Source organism: Azospirillum sp. NS33, from assembly GCF_059703765.1.
On the sequence record NZ_BAAKJB010000014.1, the window covers coordinates 32262 to 54912 of the forward strand.

The following is a 22651-nucleotide window of genomic DNA, read 5'->3' on the forward strand; positions in this document are numbered from 1 at the left end:
TGGGTGCAAACCGCCCGAGCCCCGCCCTTGGCCCGCCCCTTCCCCACCGCGCTGGCGATCCTTCTCCTCACGGTGCCGGCGCTCGCCGGATGCGGCGTCGACCAGGCCCAGGTCGACGCCTGCCGCCGTTTCGTCCACGCCTTCGAGGCGTCCCCGGTCCGCCTGCTCGACGCCGCCCCCGATGCCGACGGCGCGCTGCGGCTGCGCTACGCCACGCCGGACGGCGACGCCGGGCACTGGATCGCCTGCCGCTTCGCCGACGGGCACCATGCGGAGGGGCGGCTGCGTGTGACCGGCGTGGCCACCGACCGGACTGGCCCGGTGACCGGCATGCGCTGGCTGATGCTGCGCCTGTGGGCCGCTCTTCCCGGTCCGCACGGGCCGCTCTCCGGCGCGGCGGAGGCCGCGCCGACGCCGCGCGCGGCGCCCACGCCGTGGACGCCGGTGGCGGTGTTCGCCCAGCAGACCATCAACGCCGCCACCCTGGCCTGCGTCTACGGGCTGCTGGCGGTCGGCTACACGGTGGTCTACGGCATCCTCGGCCAGATCATCCTGGCGATGGGCCAGCTGACCATGATCGGCGCCATGACCGCGGCCCTGGTCGCCGCCGTCCTCGCGGCCGCCGGGCTGGCCACCCAGCCGGCGGCGCTGGGTGCGGCGCTGGCGGTGGTGATGCTGTTCACCGCGGCCCATGGCTGGGCCATGGACCGCCTGGTGTTCCGGCATGTCCGCGGCGTCCGCACCCATGCGCCGCTGATCGCCGCCATCGGCCTGTCCATCGCCCTGCAAGAGGGCGTGCGCCTGCTGCACGGCGGGCGCGACTGGTGGCCACGGCCCGCGTTCGCCGGCCGCCACGACCTGTGGACGGAGGGGCCGTTCACGGTGACGGCGCTGACCGCGCACGGGGTGATCCTGGGGCTGACGGCGCTGCTCTTCCTCGTCCTGCGCCACGTCATGGCGCGCACCGCCTACGGCCGCGCCCACCGCGCCTGCGCCGACGACGTCGGCGCCGCGGCCCTGATGGGCCTGGACATCGACCGCACCGTCGCCACCACCTTCGCGCTGGGCGCGGCCTACGCCGCGGCGGCCGGCTTCGTCATCGCCATCCACTACGGCGGCGTGACCTTCTTCACCGGCTATCTCATCGGCTTCAAGGCGCTGGCGGCGGCCGTGGTGGGCGGCATCGGCTCGGTGCCGGGCGCCCTGCTGGGCGGTGCGCTGCTGGCGCTGGTGGAGACCTACTGGTCGGCCTACGGGCCGCTCGCCTACAAGGACGTCGCCGCCTTCGGCCTGCTGACCGGGTTCCTCATCCTGCGCCCGCACGGGCTGCTGGGGCGGCGGGCGGGCCGCGGCGACTGACCGCACCGCGCCGCCCGTCGCCCGGCGGTCAGAGCGACCGGACGTCGGTCAGGTGGCCGGTCACCGCGGCCGCCGCGGCCATGGCCGGGCTGACCAGGTGGGTGCGCCCACCCCGGCCCTGACGCCCCTCGAAGTTGCGGTTGGAGGTGGACGCACAGCGCTCGCCCGGCGACAGCCGGTCGGCGTTCATGGCCAGGCACATGGAACAGCCGGGCTCGCGCCACTCGAAGCCGGCCTCGGTGAAGACCTTGTCCAGCCCCTCCTCCTCGGCCTGCTCCTTGACCAGGCCGGAGCCGGGGACGACCATCGCGCGGATGCCCTCGGCCACCTTGCGGCCCTGGGCGATGGCGGCGGCGGCGCGCAGGTCCTCGATGCGGCCGTTGGTGCACGAGCCGATGAAGACGGTGTCCACCTTGACCTCGTTCAGCGGCTGGCCGGGGGCCAGCCCCATGTATTCCAGCGACCGCTGGACCGCGGCCCGCTTGCCGGCGTCGGCGATGTCCTTGGGGTCGGGGACGACGGCGGTGATCGGCAGCACGTCCTCGGGGCTGGTGCCCCAGGTCACCTGCGGCACGATGTCGGCGGCGTCGAGCACCACGGTGGTGTCGTAGGCGGCGCCGTCGTCCGACGGCAGCGTCTTCCAGTACGCCACCGCCTGCTCCCAGGTGCCGGCCTTGGGCGCCAGGGGGCGGCCCATGAGGTACGCGAAGGTGGTCTCGTCCGGCGCGATCAGGCCGGCGCGGGCGCCGCCCTCGATGGCCATGTTGCAGACCGTCATGCGGCCTTCCATGGACAGGCCGCGGATCGCGTCGCCGGCGAACTCGATGACGTGGCCGGTGCCGCCGGCGGTGCCGATGCGGCCGATGATCGCCAGCACGATGTCCTTGGCGGTGACGCCGGGCGGCAGCGTGCCGTCGACCCGGACCAGCATGTTCTTGGCCGGCTTCTGCTGCAGCGTCTGGGTGGCCAGCACGTGCTCGACCTCGGAGGTGCCGATGCCGAAGGCGAGCGCGCCGAAGGCGCCGTGGGTGGCGGTGTGGCTGTCGCCGCAGACGATGGTGGCGCCGGGCAGGGTGAAGCCCTGCTCCGGGCCGACGATGTGGACGATGCCCTGGCGCACGTCGTCCATCGGGAAGTAGCGGATGGCGAAGTCGCGCGCGTTCTTGTCCAGCGCCGCGACCTGGATCCGGCTCTCCTCGTCGTCGATGCCCTTGGAGCGGTCGGTGGTCGGCACGTTGTGGTCGGGCACCGCCAGCGTCTGCTCCGGCTGGCGCACGGCGCGGCCGGCCATGCGCAGCCCCTCGAAGGCCTGGGGACTCGTCACCTCGTGGACGAGGTGACGGTCGATGTAGAGGATGCAGGTGCCGTCGTCCTGGCGGTGGACGACGTGGCTGTCCCAGATCTTGTCGAAGAGGGTGCGGGGCTTGGACATGGTGACTTCTCTCTGGCGGAGCGCTGGCCGGACGGCGGGGGTGTGGGCAGTCCGGGGGACTGCACAATAGCCATGTGCACCGTCCCGGACAAGCGGGCGCCAAACCCCATCGACGACAAGGGCGCCGGGACCCTGCCCGGCCGACGGCGCCGGCCGGCGCCAGGCGCGCCCGGCTTGCCGTGCCGGCGCCCCTGGGATATGACGACGCGATCGCATGCACTTGGGCGGCGCGCGGCGAGGGGGCCAGCTTCGGTGAAAAAGCCATCGGTTCGGCAGGACGGCGATCGCGCCGCGGCCATCGCCCGCGCCCTGCGCAACGCCATCATCGACCAGGCGCTGGCGCCCGGGGTCAAGCTGCCGGAGGACACCATCGGCGAGCGGTTCGGCGTCAGCCGCACCATCGCCCGCCACGCCCTCGGGCAGCTCGCCGCCGAGGGCCTGGTGGAGCTGCGGCACAACAAGGGGGCGGCGGTCGCCACGCCGAGCTGGGACGAGGCGCGCGACGTGTTCGAGGTGCGCGTCGCGGTCGAACGCATCGTCGTGACGCGGCTCGCCGGGCGGCTCACCCCACGCCAGGCGGCCGCACTCCAGGAGCACGTCGACCGCGAGGAGGAGGCGCGCGGGCGGCACGAGGCGCTCTCCATCCGGCTGGCCAGCGAGTTCCACATGCTGCTCGCCGAAATGGCCGGCAGCCCGGTGCTGACCCGCTACGTCCGCGAGCTGGCGTCACGCTGCGGCCTGACCCTGGCGCAGTTCCAGCGGCCGCATTCGAGCGACTGCGCGGTGAGCGAGCACCGGGCGCTGATCGCCGCCCTGGAGGCCGGCGACGCCGGACAGGCGATCGCCATGATGGACGCCCATCTCGACGCCGTGATGAAGCGCGCCCTGATCGAGCCGGCGCGGCGGAACGAAACCGACCTCAAGGCGATCCTGGCGCCCTACGCGGAGGACGACCCGGCCGCGCGCGCCGCCGCGGCCGGGTGAGCCGCCGCGCCTACCCGGCGATGCCGTTGCGCTCCAGCAGGCGCTCGGCGCTGTCGTTCCACACGTCCATCGCCACGATCCGGCCGTCCCGGACGACGAAACGGTCGAGGTAGCGGTTGCCCTCGAACGGCGCACCGTCCGGCCATTCGCCGTAGAGCGTGCCGGTGTTGTAGACGACGACCTCGCCGGGGCCCGCGACGGCGTCCGTCCGCTCCATGCGCTTCTTGACCCAGCGGTAGCGCATGGCGTTGAACGCCGTCGCCTCCCGCGGATGGGAAAAACGGCGCCCCCCGGTGAAGGTGATGCGCACCCCGGGCGCCAGGAAGCTGGCGGCGGTCTCCGGATCGGGCACCATGGACGCCTCCAGATAGCGCTCGACGACGCGGGCGGCGCGCGCCGTCTCCTCCGGCGTCGCCCAGGGGGCGCCGTCGGCATCGGGTGCCGGTGTCGGGGTCGCGGTGGTCACGTCGTCCTCCGGGGTCATGGTTCGCAGTCCATGGTTCATGGATGATCGCATACACTATCGCGTGGCGGTCGCATGCAATCAAGCGCGGCGGCCATCCCGCGCGGTGCCCCGATTCACTGCCCAAGGAACGGGCGATTGCGCGCCGATGCGGCACGGGGCGCGGCCCATCCACCGGCACGGGCGCGGATTCCGGGTGCATGCATGTTGGCATATGGAGTGCATGCACTTCAGCAACGCTCGAATGACGGAGGTGCCCCCGATGCCACTGCGGTTCCGCCTGCCAGACCTCACCCGCCGCGCCGTGCTTGCCGGCGCCGCGGTCACCGCGCTCACCCTGGCGCCCCTGTCCGGCGCCGCGCCGGCCAACGCCCAGGACACCATCGCCCTCGGGCTCGTCGCCGCCATGTCCGGGCAGTCCGCCAAGTCGGGTGAGGCCATCGTCCGCGGCCTGACGGTCGCCATCGACGAGATCAACGCCAAGGGCGGCGTGCTCGGCAAGCCGCTGACGCTGATCGTCCGCGACGACGAGAGCAACCCGGCCAAGGGTGTCGTCGCGGCCCGCGAACTGGTCCAGCGGGAGCGGGTCGCCGCCCTGTTCGGCGGCCTCGACACGCCGGTGTCGCTCGCCATCGTGCCCTTCGCCAACAGCGCGAAGGTGCCCTTCGTCGGCGTCTGGGCCGCCGGCACCCCGATCACCCGCAACGGCGCGGCGGAGAACTACGTGTTCCGCGTGTCGGCGGTGGACGAGATCGTCGGCACCGCGCTGGTGGACTACGCGGCGACGGTCCACGGCGCCAAGACCCCGGGCATGATCCTCATCAACAACCCCTGGGGTGAGTCCAACGAGAAGGGCCTGAAGGCGGCGCTCGCCGCCAAGGGCATGCCCTTCGCCGGGGTCGAGAAGTTCGAGACCAACGACGTCGACGTGGTGCCCCAGCTCAGCCGGCTGAAGGCGGCCGGTGCCGACACCCTGTTCCTGGTCGCCAACGTGGCGCCCTCGGCCCAGGTCGTCAAATCGCTCGACCGGATGGGCTGGGACGTGCCGATCGTGTCCCACTGGGGCCCGGCCGGCGGCCGTTTCAGCGAGCTGGCGGGGCCGAGCGCCGCGCGCGTCCACTTCATCCAGACCTACACCTTCCACGGCGAGCAGTCGCCGAAGGGCCAGTCCGTGCTGACGGCGCTGAAGGCGACTTTCCCGGAGATCGAGACCCTGGCCGACATCACGCCGGCGGTCGGCATCGCCAACGCCTACGACGCGCTCCACCTGACCGCGCTGGCGATCGCCAACGCCGGTTCGACCGAGGGGCCGGCGATCCGCGAGGGCTTCTACCGGATCGAAGGGCACGACGGCCTGATCAAGACCTACAGCCGTCCCTTCACGCCGGCCAACCACGACGCGCTGGACGCCGGGGACTACATCTTCACCCACTTCGTGGACGGCGCCATCGTGCCGCTGGCCCGTTGAGACCGGGCCGGGCGCGATGCTGATCGTCTCCACCCTCGTGACCGGGCTGGCGCTCGGCAGCATGTACGGTCTGATCGCGCTCGGCTACCACGTGACCTATGCGGTGTCGGGCACGGTCAACTTCGCCCAGGGCTCGTCGATGATGCTGGGCGCGGTGCTCGGCTACGCGTTCGCCGTGCGTCTGGGCCTGCCGGTGCCGGTCGCCGTGCTGCTGGCCCTTCTCGCCTGCGCGGTGTTCGGGCTGGCGGTCGAGCGCTTCCTGGTGCGCCCGTTCGTCGTCCGGGGCTCCAACGCCTGGCTGATGGCCACGGTGGCCGGCGGCATCGTGCTCGACAACGTCGTGCTCTTCACCTTCGGCAAGGAGCCGCGCAGCTTCCCCTCGGCGCTGGCGGCGGAGCCGGTGGCGCTGTTCGGGACCGGCGTCTACCCGCTCCAGCTCCTCATCCCGCTGGTCGGGCTGGGGATCACGGCCGCCCTCACCCTGGTGGCGCGGCGCACCCGGCTCGGCACGGCGATGCTGGCGGTGGTGCAGAATCCGGCGGCGGCGCGGCTGATGGGGATCGACGTCACCCGCGCGGTGGCCGCCGCGTTCGCGCTGTCGACCCTGCTGGCGGGGCTGGCCGGCCTGCTCATCGCGCCGCTGTTCAACGTCCATTCCGACATGGGGACGCTGTTCGGCATCAAGGCCTTCGCCGTGGCGATCCTCGGCGGCATCTCCTCGGCGCCCGGGGTGATGCTGGCCGGCCTGCTGTTCGGGGTCACCGAGGCGCTGGTCACCGCCTATCTCGGCTCGATCTACACCCAGATCGTCGTCTTCTCCATCCTCATCGTCGCCCTCGCCGCCATGCCGAACGGCCTGCTCGGCCGCGCGGCCGTCAACAAGGTGTAAGCCCATGGACGGCTCGTCCCCCCTGCGCGACCGGCCCCTGCGCGACCGGGCGGTCCCGGCCGCCGTCCTGGCCCTGACGGCCGCCGGCGTCGCCGGGGCGCTGGGCAGCGGCGGCTACACCGCCTTCGTGCTCGCCCTGGTGGCGCTGACGGGCACCGTCGGCGTCGGCCTCAACGTGCTGGTCGGGCTGACGGGGCAGGTCTCGCTGGGCCATGTCGGATTCTACGCGATCGGCGCCTACACCACCGCCGTGCTGGGCGTGAACGGGGTGTCGTTCTGGCTGGCGTGGCCGGTGGCCGGGGCGCTCGCCGCCGCGGTCGGCCTGGTGCTCGCCCTGCCGGCGCTGCGGGTGAGCGGCCCCTACCTGGCGATGGTGACCATCGCCTTCGCCTTCATCGTCCACAGCGTCGCCATCGAGTGGCGCCCGGTCACCGGCGGCGCCAACGGGCTGATGGGGATCGAGGCGCCGACCCTGGGCGGCGCGCCGCTGACCGAGAGCGGCATGGCCGCCCTGGCGGTGCTGCTGTTCGGCGGCTCCCTGTGGCTGTTCCACCGGCTGGCCGAAAGCCCCTGGGGCAAGGCCATGCTGGCCGTCCGCGACGCCGAGGTGGCGGCGCGCTCCATCGGCCTCGACCCGACCGTGGTCAAGACGGCCGCCTTCGCGGTGTCCGCCGCCTGCGCCGGGCTGGCGGGGGGCGTGTTCGCGCCGTTGATGCTGTTCGTGGCGCCCGACAGCTTCCCCTTCTCCCAGTCCATCCTGTTCCTGCTGGCGGTCATCGTCGGCGGCGCCGGCTGGACCCTCGGCCCGGTGGTCGGGGCCGTCGTCGCGGTGGTGCTGCCGGAGCTTCTGGCCGGCCTGGCCGAATACCGCCTGCTGTTCTTCGGCGCCCTCCTCCTGGTCGTGCTGTGGGCGGCCCCGCAGGGGGCCGTCGGGACGCTGGCCCGGCTCCTGCCGCGGCGTGCCGACCGCGCGCCGGCCGGCGGCGGGGTGGACGTGGCGTCCTTCCTGCGCCCGGACGGCGCCGCCACGGCCCTGGAGGTCGCCGGCCTCGGCATCTCGTTCGGCGGCGTCCGCGCGGCGTCGGGCGTGTCCTTCACCGCCCGGCCGGGGGCGGTGACCAGCGTCATCGGCCCCAACGGGGCGGGCAAGACGACCGTTCTCAACATGGTCGGCGGTTTCTACCGGCCGGACTCCGGCAGCGTTCGCCTGGGCGGGACGGAGCTGGCCGGGCGTCCGGCCTGGGCCGCGGCGCGCGGCGGCATCGCCCGCACCTACCAGACGACGCAGCTCTTCGGCACCCTGGGCGTGCTCGACAACGTGCTGATCGCGCTGCGCCGCGGCCGCCTCGGCAACCCGCTGGCCCGCCGCGGCACGGCGGCGGAGCGCGCCACGGCCGAGGCGCTGCTCGCCTTCGTCGGCTACCGCGGCGGCATCGCGGTCGCGGCCGAGGCGTTGCCGCACGTCGACCGGCGGCTGGTGGAGATCGCCCGCGCGCTGGCCACGCGGCCGCGCGTGCTGCTGCTCGACGAGCCGGCCGCCGGCCTGATGCGGGCGGACAAGGATTCGCTCAGCGTCCTGATCCGCCGCATCGCCGACCTCGGCATCGCCGTGGTGCTGGTGGAGCACGACATGGCCCTGGTCATGGCGATCTCCGACCGGGTGGTGGTGCTCGACGCCGGCACCGGGATCGCCGACGGCCTGCCGGCCGAGGTGCAGCGCGACCCGCGCGTGCTGAAGGCCTATCTGGGCGACGGCAGCGGCGGGGTGCACGCCCGCCCCCGCCCCGCGCCGTGGGACGGCAGCCGGGACGCGGTGCTGACGACGCTGCGCCTGACGGCCGGCTACGGCGCCGCGCCGGTGCTGGAGCGGGTCGACCTGACGGTGCGGCCGGGCGAGCTGGTGGCCGTCCTGGGCGCCAACGGGGCCGGCAAGTCCACCGCCATGCGGGCGCTGGCCGGGCTGCTGCGGCCGATCGGCGGCAGCGTGGTGCTGGACGACACCCCCATCGACGGCCTGTCGGCCCACGCCATCGCCCGCCGCGGCCTGGCGCTGGTCCCGGAGGGACGCCAGGTGTTCCCCGAGCTCACCGTCCTCGACAACATCCGGCTGGGCGCCTTCACCCGGGGTGCGGGCGACCGCACCGCCGAGATCGCCGCCGTGCTGGAGCGCTTCCCGCGCCTGAAGGACCGGCTGGACAGCCGCGCCGGCCTGCTGTCCGGCGGCGAGCAGCAGATGGTGGCGATCGCCCGCGGCCTGCTGGCGCGCCCGCGCATCCTGCTGCTCGACGAGCCGTCGCTGGGGCTCGCCCCCGCCATGGTGAACGAGCTCTACGACGTGCTCGCCACCTTGCGCGACGAGGGGACGACCATCCTGCTGGTCGACCAGATGGCCAATCTGGCGCTGACCGTCGCCGATCGCGGCTATGTGCTGGAATCCGGCCGGGTGGTCGCCACCGGCGCCGCCGCGGCGCTGGTCCACGACCGCGCGCTGGAAGCGGCCTATCTCGGCCACGCCGCCGCCGCGGACTGAGCCTCCATTCCAACCGTCCGGACCCGACCATGGCCTTCGATCTCATCCTGCGCGGGGCGCGGCTCGACCGCTCCGCCGCGCGTGTCGACATCGGCATCCGCGACGGGCGGATCGCCGCGGTGGAGCCGCACCTCGCCGCCGACGGCCCGGCCGTCACGCTGGAGGGCCGGCTGGCCATGCCGGGCTTCGTCGAGACCCACATCCATCTCGACAAGTCCTGCATCCTGGAGCGCTGCACCTGCCGCGAGGGCACGCTGGCCGAGGCGATCCGCGAAACGGCGGCCGCCAAGCGCTCCTTCACGGAGGAGGACGTCTACGCCCGCGGCCGCCGCACCCTGGAGCGCGCGATCGTCCAGGGCACGACGAGCATGCGCACCCATGTGGAGGTCGACCCGCGGGTCGGCCTCGCCGGCTACCGCGGCGTGCGCCAGCTCGCCCGCGACTACGCCTGGGGGATCGACCTGGCGCTGTGCGTCTTCCCGCAGGAGGGGCTGCTCAACGATCCCGGCTGCGAGGAGCTGCTGGAGGCGGCGTGCCGCGAGGGCGTCGACGCGATCGGCGGCTGCCCCTACACCGACAGCGACCCGCACGGCCAGATCGCCCGCATCTTCGCGCTGGCCCGGCGCTACGACCTGGACGTCGACTTCCACCTGGATTTCGACCTCGACCCCCGCTGGATGCACCTGGACGAGGTCTGCCGGCAGACCGTGGCCCATGGCTGGGAAGGCCGGGTCACCATCGGCCACGTCACCAAGCTGTCCATGGTCCCGCCGGCCGAGCTCCGCCGCATCGGCGCACGGCTCGCCGACTGCGGCGTCGCGGTGACGGCCCTGCCCGCCACCGACCTGTTCCTGATGGGGCGGGAGCACGACCACGCCGTGCCCCGCGGGGTGACCCCGGTGCACCGCCTCGCCGCCGACGGCGTCACCTGCTCGCTCGCCACCAACAACGTGCTCAACCCCTTCACCCCGTTCGGCGACGCCTCGCTGCTGCGCATGGCGAACCTCTACGCCAACATCGCCCAGACCGGGCGGCCGGAGGATCTCGCCGCCTGCTACGACCTGGTGACCACCGCGCCGGCCCGGCTGACAAACCGGGCCGGCTACGGCATCCGCCCGGGTGCGCCGGCCGATGTGGTGGTGCTCGACGCGCCCGATCCGGCGACCGCGGTGGCCACCCTGGCGCAACCCGTGTTCGGGTGGAAGGCCGGGCGGCGCAGCTTCAGCCGGCCGCTGCCGGAGCTCCACCCGCCCGCCGCGGCCGGCTCGTTCTGACGCCGCCCACCGCCCCGGCGGGCACCGCCGCCATGGACAGCGGTCGCCGCCTGGGGCATGACGGGGCGGTTCGTGCCGCAACCCCCGCCAGGACCCGCCCCGCCATGCCCCGGCCGCCCCTGCTGATCGAGAGCCCGCAGAACCCGAGGTTCAAGCTGTGGGAATCCCTGCTGGAGAGCCGCGGCCTGAAGAAGCACGGCCAGTTCCTGTTGGCCGGGCTCAAAACGGTTCCGGAAGCGTTGGCTCATCATGGCGATCGTTTCACAGCCGTTCTAATCGACACCCCGGAGCCTCCGACCGGCTTGCCGATTCCCGAGGGGCTTGAGGTGGTGCACCTCGCCCCGGCCCTGTTCCGCCGGCTCGACGCCGCCGGCACCGGTTTTCCCCTGCTGCTGGGCGCCGTTCCGGCGATGCCGGCGGCGGATCTGGCCGCCCCGCCGCGCGGCCTGGAGCTGGTGTGCGCGTTGAGCGATCCCAGCAACCTCGGCGCCCTGCTGCGCAGCGCCGCGGCCTTCGGTGTCGAACGGGTGGTGCTGCTGGAGGAGTCGGCCCACCCCTTCCATCCCAAATGCCTGCGCGCCGCCGCCAACGCCCAGTTCGCGCTGGAGCTGCGGCGCGGGCCGCGCTGGCCGGCGCTGAGCGCCGCCGCCGGCCCGCTGGTGGCACTGGACGGCGGCGGCAGCGACCTCAGCCGTTTCGCCTGGCCGGCCGGCCTGCGCCTGGTGCTGGGGGAGGAGGGCCAGGGCGTGCCGCCGGACCTGCCGGCGGTGCGGCTCGCGGTGCCGACGACAGGGGCGGTGGAATCCCTGAACGCCACGGTCGCCGCAAGCGTCGCCCTGTACGCCTGGCGCGCCGCGACGCGGCGTCCCTGACGCCCCCCGGCCGCCGGAAGCGGCGCGCCGGAGAGCGTCAGGCGCCCGTTCAGCGCGTCAGGGCCGTGGCGATGGAGTCCACCACGTAGTCCACGTTGCCGGAGTTCAGCGCGGCGACGCAGATCCGCCCGCTGTCGAGGGCGTAGATGGAGAAGTCGTCGCGCAGGGTGTGGACCACCGCCACCGGCAGGCCGCTGTAGGAGAACATGCCGTTCTGCTGGGCGATGAAGCCGAAGTCGCGGCCGGGCACACGGGCGGTCAGCCGCTCCGCCAGCACGGCGCGCATGGCCTTGATGCGGTCGCGCATGCCGGCCAGCTCCTGCTCCCACAGCGCGCGCAGGGCCGGGGTGCCCAGCACGGTGGAGACCAGCTTGGCGCCGTGGGTCGGCGGACTGGAATAGGTGGTGCGCGCCACCCGCTTGAGCTGGCTGAGCAGCCGCGTCTTCTCCTGGGCGTCGGCGGCGACCACGCTCAGCGCCCCGACGCGCTCGCCATAGAGGGACATGGACTTGGAGAAGGAGTTGGCGACCAGCAGCGGCCCCTCGCTCGCGGCGAAGGCGGTCACCGCGGCGCCGTCCTCGGCCAGCCCGGCGGCGAAGCCCTGGTAGGCCATGTCGAGGAAGGGCACCAGGCCACGCCCGCGCACCACCGACACCACCTCCCGCCACTGGTCGGGCGTCAGGTCGAGGCCGGTGGGGTTGTGGCAGCAGGCGTGGAGCACGACCACCTCGCCCGCCGGCAGGCCGGACAGGCAGGCCATCATGCCGGCGAAGTCGACCCGGTTGCCCTCGCCCAGGTAGGGGTAGGTGTTCACCGCGAAGCCGGCGCCCTCGAAGATGGCGCGGTGGTTCTCCCAGCTGGGGTTGCTGATCCACACCCGCGCGTCCGGCAGGAAGCGGCGCAGGAAGTCCGCGCCCAGCTTCAGCGCGCCGGTGCCGCCCAGCGACTGCACCGTCAGGGTCCGTCCCTCGCGCAGGGCCGCGCACCCGTCGCCGAACACCACGGCGCCCACCGACTGGTCGAACACCGGCAGGCCGTCGATCGGCAGGTAGCCGTAGGGCTGCTGCGTCTCGACGAGCTGCGCCTCCGCCTGGCGGATGCACTCCAGGAGCGGCAGGCGCCCGGTGTCATCGGTGTAGACGCCGACCCCCAGGTTCACCCGGCGCGGGCTGGTGTCGGCGTTGTAGGCCTCGGTGATGCCCAGGACGGGATCACGCGGCGCGGCCTCGATGTGGGCGAACACGGACGGTTGCGGTGCGGTGCTCATGGCAAATGGCGGGCCTCTCTCACCCTTGTCGGACGGTCGGCCGTGATGGCGCCGTCGGTGTGGCTTGGCGGTACGGCTGAAATCGCGGGTCCCATGGGCCCGGGCGGCGCGGCGCCCGTCGGCGGGGCGGCGACGTCCGAACGCGCCGACCTTAGGCACGGGCGGAGGCGACGCGCAAGGCGCTTGGCGGCAACTCAGCGCTGCCCGCCGGCGCCCTGGGTGGGGAACAGGGCCGAGGTGAGATCGCCGACGAGGTGGCGCAGGCGCGGGTCGTCGGGTCCCTGGGGTTCGTCGAGCCATCCCGTCGCCGAGGTCAGGGCCCGCCCCTGCCGGCAGAAGGCGGCCTGAACCGTCAGTGTCTTGCCCTCCCGGGCGCGCGTCGGCACCACGCCCATGCTGCACAGCCGGGCGTTCAGGGTGGGTTGGACCGCCTCGAAGGCGATCACCACACGGTAGTCCGGGCGGGCCGACGGGCCGGGCCGGGTGGTGGGATTGGTGCGGACGCCGTGGATGCGCTGGCCCATCACCGTGGTGACGGTGCGCGCCAGTTCCGCGGGATCGCTGGCGAAGGGGTTGCCCTGGAGGACCACGTTCAGGTCGCGGTCCCCGGCGGCGTAGGCCAGTTCCTGAAGCGACCAGGCGACGTCGGGCTCGTCGCCGACGACGCGGCTGCCGTCGCACCCCGCGAGCGCCGCCGCCGCCGCCGCCAGGGCCGCGCTTGCCACCATCCGGAAAACCCGTCCACCCGCCATCGCCGTCCCCGCTCGCGTCCGCTCCGACGCCCTATCTGGGGACGCCGGCGCCGCACGCCAGGGACAATCGACGGGACTCGGGCGCCGCCTCGCGATGCGCGCGGGCTCAGGCCGCGGCTTCGGTGCTGGTGGCCAGGCGGGCGCGGTCGGGGATCTCCACCAGCCCGCCCTCCAGCAGGCGGATGACGCCCCCGGTCTTCAGCTTGGTGAAGGCGCGCGACACCGTCTCGGTGGTCAGGCCGAGGTAGTCGGCGATGTCGCAGCGGCTCATCGGCAGGCGCACACGCCGGCCGTCGCCGCGGGCGCGCTCGACCAGGCGCAGCAGGAACGTGGCCACCTTCTCCACCGCCGTCTTGCGGCCGAGCAGCACCATGTGGTCCTGGGCGGCCATCAGTTCGGTGGCGATCGTCGCGCTGAGGCGCCGCGCCAGGCCCGGCTGGGCGTCCATCAGCGCGTCGAAGCGGCTGCGCGAGATGCGCTGCAGCGTGCAGGCGGTGACGGTCTCGGCGGTGTAGAGCTGGCAGGCCCCGAGGGTCAGGCCGATCATGTCGCCACCCTGCAGGAAGCCGACGATCTGGCGCCGCCCGTCGGGCAGCAGCTTGTAGACCCGGACCATGCCGTCGACCACCCGGTAGAGATCGCCGGCGCTGTCGCCCTCGGCGAAGAGCATGGTCTCGCGGTCCGCCACCACCGTCTCGGCGACCGCCTCCAGCGGGTCGGTGGTGCGCGGGTCGGGGAAGGAGACCACCGTGCCGCCGGCCGGACGCACGCTGCGCCGCGCGGGCGGCGCCGACGACGCGGCCGCCTGCGGAACGAAGGCCCGGCGGGCGGCGTCGGCGCTGTCGAGTGCGGCGAGATGGGCGGCCATGGCGGTGTCTCCTGCGAGCGGCGGCGGGGCCTTGGATCGGCTCCGCCTCGGTGTCCGTGACAGAAACCTAGCCCCTTCGGCCCTGCCGCCGTAATTCGGAACATTACGTAAGGGAGACTACGTATGGCCCGCGCATATGACATTGGTCATATTTGCCGCGGGGCGGCGGCGGCCGGTCTCAGGCCGCCAGAACGCGCTCGATGGCGTCGAGAAGGGTGTCCTCCTCGAACGGCTTTTCCAGGACGGTGACGACGCCGGCGTCGCGCACCCGCGCGTCGGTCGCGGCGTCGCTGCGCCCGGTGATCAGGATCACGGGCAGGCCGCCCAGCGTGGCGCCGTGGCGTTCCATGAATTCAAGACCGCTCATCACCGGCATGTGCAGGTCGAGCAGGACGCAGCCGCGGCGGCCATCCGCCGCGGCCGCGTCGAACCCGTCCATGAAGGCGCGGCACGACGGGTAATCCTGCACCTGATAGTCGCACGTCTCCAGCAGAGTCCGCACGGAGTCGCGCACCGGCTCGTCATCGTCGATGACATAGACGAGTTTGCCGTCCGTACCGCCCAAGACCGCCTCCAACACCGAACGGTGTCCCGGTGGCACATCGCACCACCGCACCGACGGCAAAGATACCGTCGAGGGGTGGCGACAAATATACGGGTTTCCCCTTACGGACCCCATGTTTGATCGAGATCAGCCCGGCCGCCCGTGCCGGCGGCGGCGGCCGGCCGATGCTAGGGCGCCTCGAGCGGAACGCGCCGGACCAGCCGGAACGTCTCCTCGGCCTCCTCCTCCTCGATGACCCGGAGGTAGACGTCGACGTGTGCGGGGCCACGGATCGCGTAGAGGACCTCGCCGCGGCCGGCCCACCAGCCGAGGCAGGCGATGGTCGCGTCGTCCGGCACCGACCAGGCGCCGGGGCTCAGGTCGCGGTAGGAGACGGGCTCGTTCTCGCGGATCGGGACGGTCCGGTCCCCGACCGCCAACGCGAGCGTGCCGTGGGGATTGCCCATGCCGTCCAGCGTTTCGGTGATCCGCCACGCGACGGGAGGGTGGGCGGCCGCCTCGGCCGGCGCGGGATTGCCCGGCGCGGGATCGGCCGGCGGTTGCGACCGGGCCGCCCCACCCGTGACGCAGAGCGCACCCCCCAGCAGGAGGATCGCCGCGGCGGCACGAGCGCCCGTCATTCGGCCCTCCCGTGGATCTTCTCGTCCTGCTCCTCGTCCCAGTACCAGAACGTGCGGGTCGCGAAGTCCCACTCGCCACCGCAGCAGAAGCTCGCCCCTGTCTCCGCCCAGCGGAGATCGTAGACAAAGGACACCATGGGCACCGGGATCGCACCGTAGTTGGTGCCGTCGACGCCTTCGATCCGGATGTGGCCGCTCTTGTCGCCGGACTGACCGGGGAAGCGCGCGACGGTGAGTTCCCACAGCGGAAAGGTGGCGATGGCGACGTAGCGCCCGTCCGGCGACTCCACCCGTTTGTACTCCCCCTCGCCCACTCCCCCCATGCCGACGAGCCCCAGCAGGAGGAGCCCGCCGAGGACCACGACCACGGCGAGGGCGGCGAGGGCGGCGATCCACCGGACGGCTCTCCATGGAAACGATGACGCCGTCGCGGGCATCCGGGCCTCCTGGTCGGCGAAGGGGGGCGACGAACGCCGCAATCTCGACGACCATGCCGCAGATCGGTCGGGTGGCGCGAGACCTTTTCGTCTTGCGCACGCCTTGGCCGGACGGGCGCGATGACTTCCGCACCGCCCACCGCCGGCTACGCGGCGGCGGGAATGCGCGCGATCACCTTGATCTCGAAATCGAAGCCGGCCAGCCAGGTGACGCCGACGGCGGTCCAGTTCGGGTAGGGCGGGGCGCCGATCACGGTGTCGCGCACCGCCATGATCGTGTCGAGTTGGTTCGCCGGATCGGTGTGGAAGGTGGTCACGTCGACGACGTCGTCGACGGTGCAGCCGGCGGCGTCCAGGACGGCCGCGAGGTTGTCGAAGGCGCGGCGCACCTGGTCGGCGAACACCGGCTCCGGGGTGCCGTCGGGCCGGCTGCCGACCTGCCCGGACACGAACAGGAGGTCGCCGGAGCGGATGGCCGCCGAATAGCGGTGGGCCTCGTAGAGCGCGTGCCGGCCGGCCGGAAAGACCGCGTCGCGGTGGGTCATGGTCGCTGTCCTCGTGTCGTTGCCGCTTCACAGGGTGGGCCGCGCGTTGATATACGCAGCGTATGCGACCAGAACATACATACGCTGCGTATGTCAATTCGCAAACGCGGCGTCTGCGAACCGGGGAGGCGGGCGGTATGGCGAGACGGCGTTCGGAGATGATGGAGGAGACCCGCGCCAAGCTGATCGGCGCGGCGCGCGCGGCGTTCGCCGCCCAGGGCTACGCGGCCGCGTCGATGGACGACCTGACGGCGGCGGTGGGGCTGACGCGCGGCGCGCTCTATCACAATTTCGGCGACAAGCGCGGCCTGCTGCACGCCGTGGTCGACCAGATCGACGCGGAAATGGCGGCCCGGGCGCGCGCCGCCGGGGCCGGGGCCGCCACGGTGTGGGAGGGGCTGCTGGCGGAAGGGGCCGCCTACATCGCGATGGCGCTGGAGCCGGAGGTGCAGCGCATCGTGCTGCTCGACGGGCCGGCCGTGCTTGGCGACCCGTCGACCTGGCCGAGCCAGAACCGCTGCCTTCAGGAGACCATGGGCGCGGTGGCGACGCTGATCGAGCAGGGCGTCGTCAAGCCGGTGGATGCCGAGGCCGCGGCGCGGCTGCTGAACGGCGCCGCCCTCACCGCGGCGCTGTGGGTGGCCGCCAGCGATGACCCGCCGGCGGTTCTGGCCAAGGCCGTCGAGGCGTTCCGCTGCATGGCCGCGGGGCTCCGGACCGAGGGCTGAGGGCGCGGCCGGCCGCTCTCACGCCTCGTCGGGCGCCAACCCCGCCGCCAGGGACAGGCGCACGAGCTGCGGCAGGCTGTCGGCCTGCATCTTGTCCATCACCCGGGCGCGGTGGATCTCCACCGTGCGCGGGCTGATGGCGAGATCGTAGGCGATCACCTTGTTGGACTTGCCGGCGACCATGCCGGCGAGCACCTCGCGCTCGCGCGGCGTCAGGCTGGACAGCCGCTCCAGCACCTCCGGCGGGCACGCCGGAAGGCCCGCCGCCGCACCCGCGGGCGGCGCCTCGCCGGTGGCGGCGCGGGCCAGCGCCGTGCGCACCCCGGCGATCAGCGTGTCGTCGTCGAACGGCTTCTCGATGAAGTCCACCGCGCCCGATTTCATCGCCCGCACCGCCAGCGGCACGTCGGCGTGGCCGGTGATGACGATCACCGGCAGCGCCGCGCCGCGCCGCGCCAGCGTCTCCTGAAGGTCCAGGCCGCTCATGCCGGGCATCCGCACATCGGTCACCAGGCAGCCGGGACGCGACGGCGCGTCGGAGTCCAGGAAGGCGGCGGGCGAGGCGAAGGCCTCCACCACGAACCCGGCGCTGTCCAGCAGCACGGCCAGGGAGTCGCGGACGGCGTCGTCGTCGTCGATCACGAACACCGTCGGCTCAATGGCCATGATCGGCCTCCTCATCCGCCGGTTTCGCGCCACCCGGAGCCTCGGCGTCCGCGATCTCGCCGGACTGCACGGTGAAGCGGAACACCGTGCCGCCCTCGGCCCGCGCATCCGGCCACAGCCGGCCGCCATGGGCCTCGACGATGGAGCGGCAGATCGACAGGCCGAGCCCCATGCCCTTCTCCTTGGTGGTCACGAAGGGCTGGAAAAGCTGGGCCATCACCGCCGCGTCGATGCCCGGCCCGGTGTCCGACACCGCGACCTCCAGAAGGTCGGGCTGCTCCGCCGACCACCCGGTGCCGATCACCATTTCGCGCCGCGCCCCGCCGGCCATCGCCTCGGCCGCGTTGCGCACGAGGTTGAGCACCACCTGCTGGATCTGCACCTTGTCCACCAGCACCAGGGGATCGTCGGGGTCGAAGGCGTAATGGACGCGGATGCCCGTCTCCTTGGCGCCGACCAGGGCCAGGGAGGCCGCCTCCTCCACCACCTTGTTCAGGGGCTCCACCGTGCGATCGGTGTGGCCCTTCTCGATGAAGGCGCGCAGGCGGCGGATGATCTGGCCGGCCCGCGTCGCCTGGGCCACCGCCTTGTCCATGGTGTCCGCGACCTTGTCCGCCGCCGGCCCCTCCAGGGAGGCCAGCATGCGCTTGACCGCCTTGGCGTAGTTGATCACCGCGGTCAGCGGCTGGTTCAGCTCGTGGGCCAGCGTCGAGGCCATCTGCCCCATCGCGCTGACCCGGCTCACGTGCAGCAGCTCGCCCTGCAGCTCCTGCAGGCGCTTCTCCGTGGCCTGCCGTTCCGTGAGGTCGCGCACGAAGCCGGTGAACAGGCGCCGGCCGCCGATCGACACCTCGCCCACCGCCAACTCCATCGGAAACACCGAGCCGTCGGCCCGCCGCCCCGACACCACCCGGCCGATGCCGATGATCCGCCGCTCGCCCGTGGCCAGGTAGCGCGCGAGATAGGCGTCGTGCTGGTCGCGGTAGGGCTGCGGCATCAGCACGCTGACGTTGCGGCCCAGGACCTCGGCGGCGGTGAAGCCGAACAGCCGCTCCGCCGCCGGGCTGAAGGACTCGATGGCGCCGCGCTCGCCGATGACGATGATGGCGTCGGGCACCGTCTCGAGAATCGAGGTGAGCCGCGCCTCGCGCTCGCGCACCTCCGACTCCGCCCGCTTGCGCTCGGTCAGGTCGCGGACGATGCCGATGAAGGCGGGTGCGCCGTCCTGCCCCGCCTCGCCCACCGCCAGCTCCATCGGGAAGGTCGAACCGTCCTTGCGCAGGCCGGTGACCTCGCGGCCGATGCCGATGATCCGCCGCTCCCCGGTGGCGAGGTAGCGGCCGAGATAGCCGTCGTGCTCCTGGCGGTAGGGCGCCGGCATCAGCATCGCCACGTTCCGGCCGAGCACCTCCTCGGCCCGCCAGCCGAACAGGCGTTCGCAGGCCGGGTTGTAGTTCTGCACCGTGCCGACGGCGTCGATCACCATCACGCCGTCCGGCACCGTGTCGATCATGGCCTGGAAACGCGCCAGCAGGTTGCCGGCCCGCCCCTCCTCCTCACCCCGCACTGCGCTTCACCCTCGACGTGTGTTGCCGCCCGCAAGTGAGCATAGTTGACTCTCGTGAAGGGTCAACGACGGCCTGCGTGCCGGGCCGCCACGCCGCCAAAGGCCGAGCCCCGCCCTGCGGTAAAAGTGTCGCACGGACGGGCTTGACCGCCGTCAAGCTCCACCGTTCCCGCGGCGCCGACACTCCCGGACATCGCCACCGGGAGTGCCCCACGCCATGGCCGGGATCAGCCGCGCCGCTCTGTTCCGACGACACCGTCCCGCCGCCCCTGCGGCGCTCCGGCCGATGCCGTTGCCGGTGCCGGCACCGGCGCCGAAGGCCGAGATCGGGCGGCGCTGCCTCGCCGTGGGGTCGGTGGAGTGCCGGGTCTGCGGCGAGCACTGCCCGGCCGGCGCCATCCGCTTCCGTCCGCTTGGCCGCGGCCGCTGGCTGCCCGACGTGGACACCGCCCTGTGCACCGGCTGCGGCGCCTGCGTCGGACCCTGCCCGACCGCCGCGATCGCCCTTCGCGCCCCCCTTGCCGAGGAGGAGACCGCCCCATGCGGGTGACCCGTTTCGCCACCGAGGCGGCCCGGCCGCCGGGCCGCCGGCCCCCCGGCGGGCACAACATCTGCGGCGTCCTCGTGCACGCCGCGCCCGGGCAGGACGCCGCGGTGCGCCGCGCCCTGGCCGCCCTGCCCGGCGTCGAGATCCACCTCGCCGGAGGCGACGGCCGTCTGGTCGTCACCGTCGAGGACACCGCCGGAACGCCGGCCGCGCTGACCCTGACGACCCTCACCAAGACCGAGGGCGTCGCCTCGGCCGCCCTGGTCTACCACCACTGCGAGACGGACGACGACGCGTCCGGGGAGATGCCCTCATGACTCTCAACAGGCGTGACTTCGTGAAAGCCAACGCCGTCGCCGCGACCGCGGCGGTGGCCGGCCTGCCCGTCACCGCCAAGGCCGCCGCCGCGGCCGGGCGCGACGGCATCCGCTGGGACAAGGGGGCCTGCCGCTTCTGCGGCACCGGCTGCGGCGTGCTGGTCGGCGTCAAGGACGGCCGCATCGTCGCCACCCAGGGCGACCCCGACGCCCCCGTGAACCGCGGCCTGAACTGCATCAAGGGCTATTTCCTGTCCAAGATCCTGTACGGCGAGGACCGGCTGACCCGGCCGCTGCTGCGCAAGAAGGACGGGGTCTACGCCAAGGACGGCGCCTTCGAGCCGGTGTCGTGGGACGAGGCGTTCGACATCATGGCGGCGAAGTGGAAGGAGACCCTGAAGGCGTCCGGCCCGACCGCCGTGGGCATGTTCGGCTCGGGCCAGTGGACGGTGTGGGAGGGCTATGCCGCGGCCAAGCTGATGAAGGCCGGCCTGCGCTCCAACAACCTCGACCCCAACGCCCGCCACTGCATGGCCTCGGCCGTCGCCGGCTTCATGCGGACCTTCGGCATCGACGAGCCGATGGGCTGCTACGACGACCTGGAGCACGCCGACGCCTTCGTGCTGTGGGGCTCCAACATGGCGGAGATGCACCCCATCCTGTGGTCGCGCCTGACCGACCGGCGGCTGACCCACCCGGACTGCAAGGTCGCCGTTCTCTCCACCTTCGAGCACCGCTCCTACGAGCTGGCCGACATCCCCATCACCTTCAAGCCGCAGACCGACCTGGCGATCCTCAACTTCATCGCCAACCACATCATCCAGACCGGCCGCGTCGACGAGGCGTTCGTCGCCAAGCACCTGAACTTCAGGCAGGGCGTCACCGACATCGGCTACGGGCTGCGCCCCGACCACCCGCTGGAGGTGGGGGCCAAGGACGCCAAGGACGCCAACGCCTCGGCGCCCATCGACTTCGCCGCCTTCAAGGCCTTCGTCGCGGACTACACCGTCGACGCGGTGGCGGAGCTGTCGGGCGTGCCGCGGGAGCGGCTGCTGGCGCTGGCCGAGCTCTACGCCGACCCCGCCGTGAAGGTGGTGTCCTACTGGACCATGGGCTTCAACCAGCACACCCGCGGCACCTGGGCCAACAACCTCGTCTACAACGTCCACCTGCTGACGGGAAAGATCTCGAAGCCGGGCTGCGGGCCGTTCTCGCTGACCGGCCAACCCTCGGCCTGCGGCACGGCGCGCGAGGTCGGCACCTTCTCCCACCGCCTGCCCGCCGACATGGTGGTCGGCAACCCCCGGCACCGCGCCATCGCCGAGCGGATCTGGAAGCTGCCCGAGGGCACGATCCCGGAGAAGCCCGGCTACCACGCCGTGCTGCAGAGCCGGATGCTCAAGGACGGCAAGCTGAACTGCTACTGGACGCTCTGCACCAACAACATGCAGGCCGGGCCCAACATCAACGACGAGATCTATCCGGGCTGGCGCGACCCGCGCAACTTCGTGGTGGTGTCCGACGGCTACCCCACGGTGTCGGCGCTGGCGGCCGACCTCATCCTGCCCACCGCCATGTGGATGGAGAAGGAGGGTGCCTACGGCAACGCCGAGCGGCGCACCCAGTTCTGGCGCCAGCAGGTCAAGGCACCCGGCGAATCGCGGTCCGACCTGTGGCAGATGATGGAGTTCGCCAAGCGCTTCACGGTCGAGGAGGTGTGGCCGGAGGAGCTGCTGGCCAAGGCGCCGGAGCTGCGCGGCAAGACCCTGTTCGACGTGCTCTACGCCAACGGCCAGGTCGACGCGCACGGGCTGGACGAGCTGCAGGAGGGGTTCGACAACGACGAGTCCCGCGCCTTCGGCTTCTACGTGCAGAAGGGGCTGTTCGAGGAGTACGCCGCCTTCGGCCGCGGCCACGGCCACGACCTCGCCGCGTTCGGTCTCTACCACAAGGCCCGCGGCCTGCGCTGGCCGGTGGTCGAGGGCAAGGAGACCCTGTGGCGCTTCCGCGAGGGCTACGACCCCTACGTGCCGGCCGGCGAGGGGGTGCGCTTCTACGGCCACAAGGACGGCCGCGCCAACGTCTTCGCCCTGCCGTACCAGCCGCCGGCCGAGAGCCCCGACGACTCCTTCGACCTGTGGCTGGTGACCGGCCGCGTGCTGGAGCACTGGCACACCGGCTCGATGACCCGCCGGGTGCCGGAGCTGCACCGCGCCTTTCCCAACGCCGTGGTGTTCATGCACCCCGACGACGCGGCGGCGCGCGGCCTGCGCCGGGGCATGGTGGTGAAGCTGTCGACCCGGCGCGGCGCGGTGACCAGCCGTGTCGAGACCCAGGGGCGCAACAAGCCGCCCAAGGGGGTGGTCTTCATCCCCTTCTTCGACGAGAGCCAGCTGGTCAACAAGCTCACCCTCGACGCCACCTGCCCGATCTCCAAGGAGACGGACTTCAAGAAATGCGCCTGCAAGGTCGAGAAGACCGACCAGGCGTGAGGTATCCCT

Annotated in this window: 22 protein-coding genes; 11 read left to right on the forward strand and 11 right to left on the reverse strand. The window is 72.8% G+C overall.

The genetic code is table 11. From position 1 onward, the window contains the following. Positions 1 to 27: 27 nt before the first annotated feature. Complete coding sequence (locus AC6H2I_RS14005; protein ID WP_497501269.1) at positions 28 to 1359, forward strand: branched-chain amino acid ABC transporter permease; 1332 nt, start codon at positions 28 to 30, stop codon at positions 1357 to 1359. Positions 1360 to 1387: 28 nt separating this feature from the next. Here AC6H2I_RS14005 and leuC read toward each other — a convergent pair whose 3' ends face one another. Further along, positions 1388 to 2791 carry a 3-isopropylmalate dehydratase large subunit gene (gene leuC / locus AC6H2I_RS14010; protein WP_497501270.1) on the reverse strand — a complete coding sequence of 468 codons (1404 nt, stop codon included), beginning with the start codon at positions 2789 to 2791 and terminating at the stop codon, positions 1388 to 1390. Positions 2792 to 3043: 252 nt separating this feature from the next. Here leuC and AC6H2I_RS14015 point away from each other — a divergent pair, with 252 nt between their 5' ends. Continuing rightward, entirely contained in the window at positions 3044 to 3775 is a 732-nt protein-coding gene (locus tag AC6H2I_RS14015; RefSeq protein ID WP_497501271.1) for a GntR family transcriptional regulator, read from the forward strand. 10 nt (positions 3776 to 3785) lie between these two features. On the opposite strand, the gene AC6H2I_RS14020 is transcribed toward AC6H2I_RS14015, so the two are convergent. Beyond that, a complete protein-coding gene (locus AC6H2I_RS14020; RefSeq protein ID WP_497501272.1) occupies positions 3786 to 4259 on the reverse strand; it encodes a nuclear transport factor 2 family protein in 474 nt (157 codons plus the stop codon). Positions 4260 to 4500: 241 nt separating this feature from the next. Between AC6H2I_RS14020 and AC6H2I_RS14025 the strand changes: the two genes are divergently transcribed. From AC6H2I_RS14025 to AC6H2I_RS14045, 5 genes are all read left to right on the forward strand, one after another. Then, positions 4501 to 5706 (forward strand): ABC transporter substrate-binding protein, encoded by a 1206-nt coding sequence (locus AC6H2I_RS14025; protein ID WP_497501273.1) that lies wholly within the window; start codon positions 4501 to 4503, stop codon positions 5704 to 5706. Between the two features lie 16 nt (positions 5707 to 5722). Next, on the forward strand, positions 5723 to 6595 hold the full coding sequence (locus tag AC6H2I_RS14030) for a branched-chain amino acid ABC transporter permease (protein ID WP_497501274.1): 873 nt from the start codon (positions 5723 to 5725) through the stop codon (positions 6593 to 6595). 4 nt (positions 6596 to 6599) lie between these two features. Next, complete coding sequence (locus AC6H2I_RS14035) at positions 6600 to 9125, forward strand: branched-chain amino acid ABC transporter ATP-binding protein/permease (RefSeq protein ID WP_497501275.1); 2526 nt, start codon at positions 6600 to 6602, stop codon at positions 9123 to 9125. Between the two features lie 29 nt (positions 9126 to 9154). Then, the gene (locus AC6H2I_RS14040) at positions 9155 to 10399 is read left to right on the forward strand and encodes an amidohydrolase family protein (RefSeq protein ID WP_497501276.1); all 1245 of its coding nucleotides are present in this window, start codon (positions 9155 to 9157) and stop codon (positions 10397 to 10399) included. A 104-nt stretch (positions 10400 to 10503) separates the two neighbouring features. Next, complete coding sequence (locus AC6H2I_RS14045; RefSeq protein WP_497501277.1) at positions 10504 to 11271, forward strand: TrmH family RNA methyltransferase; 768 nt, start codon at positions 10504 to 10506, stop codon at positions 11269 to 11271. Positions 11272 to 11320: 49 nt separating this feature from the next. Here the strand turns inward: AC6H2I_RS14045 and AC6H2I_RS14050 are convergent, their stop codons facing one another. The 7 genes from AC6H2I_RS14050 to AC6H2I_RS14080 all read right to left on the reverse strand — a co-directional run bounded on the left by AC6H2I_RS14050 (position 11321) and on the right by AC6H2I_RS14080 (position 16325). Then, a complete protein-coding gene (locus AC6H2I_RS14050) occupies positions 11321 to 12538 on the reverse strand; it encodes an amino acid aminotransferase (RefSeq protein ID WP_497501278.1) in 1218 nt (405 codons plus the stop codon). 194 nt (positions 12539 to 12732) lie between these two features. Further along, complete coding sequence (locus tag AC6H2I_RS14055; protein ID WP_497501279.1) at positions 12733 to 13266, reverse strand: hypothetical protein; 534 nt, start codon at positions 13264 to 13266, stop codon at positions 12733 to 12735. A gap of 130 nt (positions 13267 to 13396) precedes the next feature. Next, a complete protein-coding gene (locus tag AC6H2I_RS14060; protein ID WP_497501280.1) occupies positions 13397 to 14158 on the reverse strand; it encodes a helix-turn-helix domain-containing protein in 762 nt (253 codons plus the stop codon). A gap of 178 nt (positions 14159 to 14336) precedes the next feature. Beyond that, positions 14337 to 14723, reverse strand: a complete 387-nt coding sequence (locus AC6H2I_RS14065) for a response regulator transcription factor (RefSeq protein WP_497501281.1) — start codon at positions 14721 to 14723, stop codon at positions 14337 to 14339. A 167-nt stretch (positions 14724 to 14890) separates the two neighbouring features. Then, positions 14891 to 15343 (reverse strand): hypothetical protein, encoded by a 453-nt coding sequence (locus AC6H2I_RS14070; RefSeq protein WP_497501282.1) that lies wholly within the window; start codon positions 15341 to 15343, stop codon positions 14891 to 14893. Beyond that, complete coding sequence (locus AC6H2I_RS14075; protein ID WP_497501283.1) at positions 15340 to 15780, reverse strand: hypothetical protein; 441 nt, start codon at positions 15778 to 15780, stop codon at positions 15340 to 15342. The genes AC6H2I_RS14070 and AC6H2I_RS14075 overlap by 4 nt, the downstream gene beginning before the upstream one ends. Before the next feature lie 146 nt (positions 15781 to 15926). Continuing rightward, the gene (locus AC6H2I_RS14080; RefSeq protein ID WP_497501284.1) at positions 15927 to 16325 is read right to left on the reverse strand and encodes a RidA family protein; all 399 of its coding nucleotides are present in this window, start codon (positions 16323 to 16325) and stop codon (positions 15927 to 15929) included. A 137-nt stretch (positions 16326 to 16462) separates the two neighbouring features. Here AC6H2I_RS14080 and AC6H2I_RS14085 point away from each other — a divergent pair, with 137 nt between their 5' ends. After that, positions 16463 to 17053 carry a TetR/AcrR family transcriptional regulator gene (locus AC6H2I_RS14085; protein ID WP_497501285.1) on the forward strand — a complete coding sequence of 197 codons (591 nt, stop codon included), beginning with the start codon at positions 16463 to 16465 and terminating at the stop codon, positions 17051 to 17053. Positions 17054 to 17071: 18 nt separating this feature from the next. Here AC6H2I_RS14085 and fixJ read toward each other — a convergent pair whose 3' ends face one another. Continuing rightward, positions 17072 to 17719 (reverse strand): response regulator FixJ, encoded by a 648-nt coding sequence (fixJ, locus tag AC6H2I_RS14090; RefSeq protein ID WP_497501286.1) that lies wholly within the window; start codon positions 17717 to 17719, stop codon positions 17072 to 17074. After that, a complete protein-coding gene (locus AC6H2I_RS14095; protein ID WP_497501287.1) occupies positions 17709 to 19286 on the reverse strand; it encodes a PAS domain-containing sensor histidine kinase in 1578 nt (525 codons plus the stop codon). The genes fixJ and AC6H2I_RS14095 overlap by 11 nt, the downstream gene beginning before the upstream one ends. Positions 19287 to 19503: 217 nt before the next feature. Between AC6H2I_RS14095 and AC6H2I_RS14100 the strand changes: the two genes are divergently transcribed. From AC6H2I_RS14100 to napA, 3 genes are read left to right on the forward strand one after another with little or no spacing between them, the layout of a single operon-like run. Then, positions 19504 to 19836: a 4Fe-4S binding protein gene (locus AC6H2I_RS14100; RefSeq protein ID WP_497501288.1), complete on the forward strand. Its 333-nt coding sequence runs from the start codon at positions 19504 to 19506 to the stop codon at positions 19834 to 19836. After that, positions 19827 to 20150, forward strand: a complete 324-nt coding sequence (locus tag AC6H2I_RS14105) for a chaperone NapD (protein WP_497501289.1) — start codon at positions 19827 to 19829, stop codon at positions 20148 to 20150. The genes AC6H2I_RS14100 and AC6H2I_RS14105 overlap by 10 nt, the downstream gene beginning before the upstream one ends. Next, entirely contained in the window at positions 20147 to 22642 is a 2496-nt protein-coding gene (napA, locus tag AC6H2I_RS14110) for a nitrate reductase catalytic subunit NapA (RefSeq protein WP_497501290.1), read from the forward strand. Before AC6H2I_RS14105 ends, napA begins: the two co-directional genes overlap by 4 nt. Positions 22643 to 22651 lie beyond the last annotated feature (9 nt).

Bases quoted from the DNA above. Each gene is read 5' to 3' on its own strand.
- leuC (WP_497501270.1), bottom strand. From the start codon at position 2,791: ATGTCCAAGCCCCGCACCCTCTTCGACAAGATCTGGGACAGCCACGTC.
- AC6H2I_RS14100 (WP_497501288.1), top strand. From the start codon at position 19,504: ATGGCCGGGATCAGCCGCGCCGCTCTGTTCCGACGACACCGTCCCGCC.
- napA (WP_497501290.1), top strand. From the start codon at position 20,147: ATGACTCTCAACAGGCGTGACTTCGTGAAAGCCAACGCCGTCGCCGCG.
- AC6H2I_RS14055 (WP_497501279.1), bottom strand. From the start codon at position 13,266: ATGGTGGCAAGCGCGGCCCTGGCGGCGGCGGCGGCGGCGCTCGCGGGG.
- AC6H2I_RS14085 (WP_497501285.1), top strand. From the start codon at position 16,463: ATGGCGAGACGGCGTTCGGAGATGATGGAGGAGACCCGCGCCAAGCTG.
- AC6H2I_RS14025 (WP_497501273.1), top strand. From the start codon at position 4,501: ATGCCACTGCGGTTCCGCCTGCCAGACCTCACCCGCCGCGCCGTGCTT.
- AC6H2I_RS14070 (WP_497501282.1), bottom strand. From the start codon at position 15,343: ATGACGGGCGCTCGTGCCGCCGCGGCGATCCTCCTGCTGGGGGGTGCG.
- AC6H2I_RS14050 (WP_497501278.1), bottom strand. From the start codon at position 12,538: ATGAGCACCGCACCGCAACCGTCCGTGTTCGCCCACATCGAGGCCGCG.
- fixJ (WP_497501286.1), bottom strand. From the start codon at position 17,719: ATGGCCATTGAGCCGACGGTGTTCGTGATCGACGACGACGACGCCGTC.
- AC6H2I_RS14080 (WP_497501284.1), bottom strand. From the start codon at position 16,325: ATGACCCACCGCGACGCGGTCTTTCCGGCCGGCCGGCACGCGCTCTAC.
- AC6H2I_RS14020 (WP_497501272.1), bottom strand. From the start codon at position 4,259: ATGACCCCGGAGGACGACGTGACCACCGCGACCCCGACACCGGCACCC.
- AC6H2I_RS14060 (WP_497501280.1), bottom strand. From the start codon at position 14,158: ATGGCCGCCCATCTCGCCGCACTCGACAGCGCCGACGCCGCCCGCCGG.
- AC6H2I_RS14045 (WP_497501277.1), top strand. From the start codon at position 10,504: ATGCCCCGGCCGCCCCTGCTGATCGAGAGCCCGCAGAACCCGAGGTTC.
- AC6H2I_RS14075 (WP_497501283.1), bottom strand. From the start codon at position 15,780: ATGCCCGCGACGGCGTCATCGTTTCCATGGAGAGCCGTCCGGTGGATC.
- AC6H2I_RS14035 (WP_497501275.1), top strand. From the start codon at position 6,600: ATGGACGGCTCGTCCCCCCTGCGCGACCGGCCCCTGCGCGACCGGGCG.
- AC6H2I_RS14105 (WP_497501289.1), top strand. From the start codon at position 19,827: ATGCGGGTGACCCGTTTCGCCACCGAGGCGGCCCGGCCGCCGGGCCGC.
- AC6H2I_RS14030 (WP_497501274.1), top strand. From the start codon at position 5,723: ATGCTGATCGTCTCCACCCTCGTGACCGGGCTGGCGCTCGGCAGCATG.
- AC6H2I_RS14040 (WP_497501276.1), top strand. From the start codon at position 9,155: ATGGCCTTCGATCTCATCCTGCGCGGGGCGCGGCTCGACCGCTCCGCC.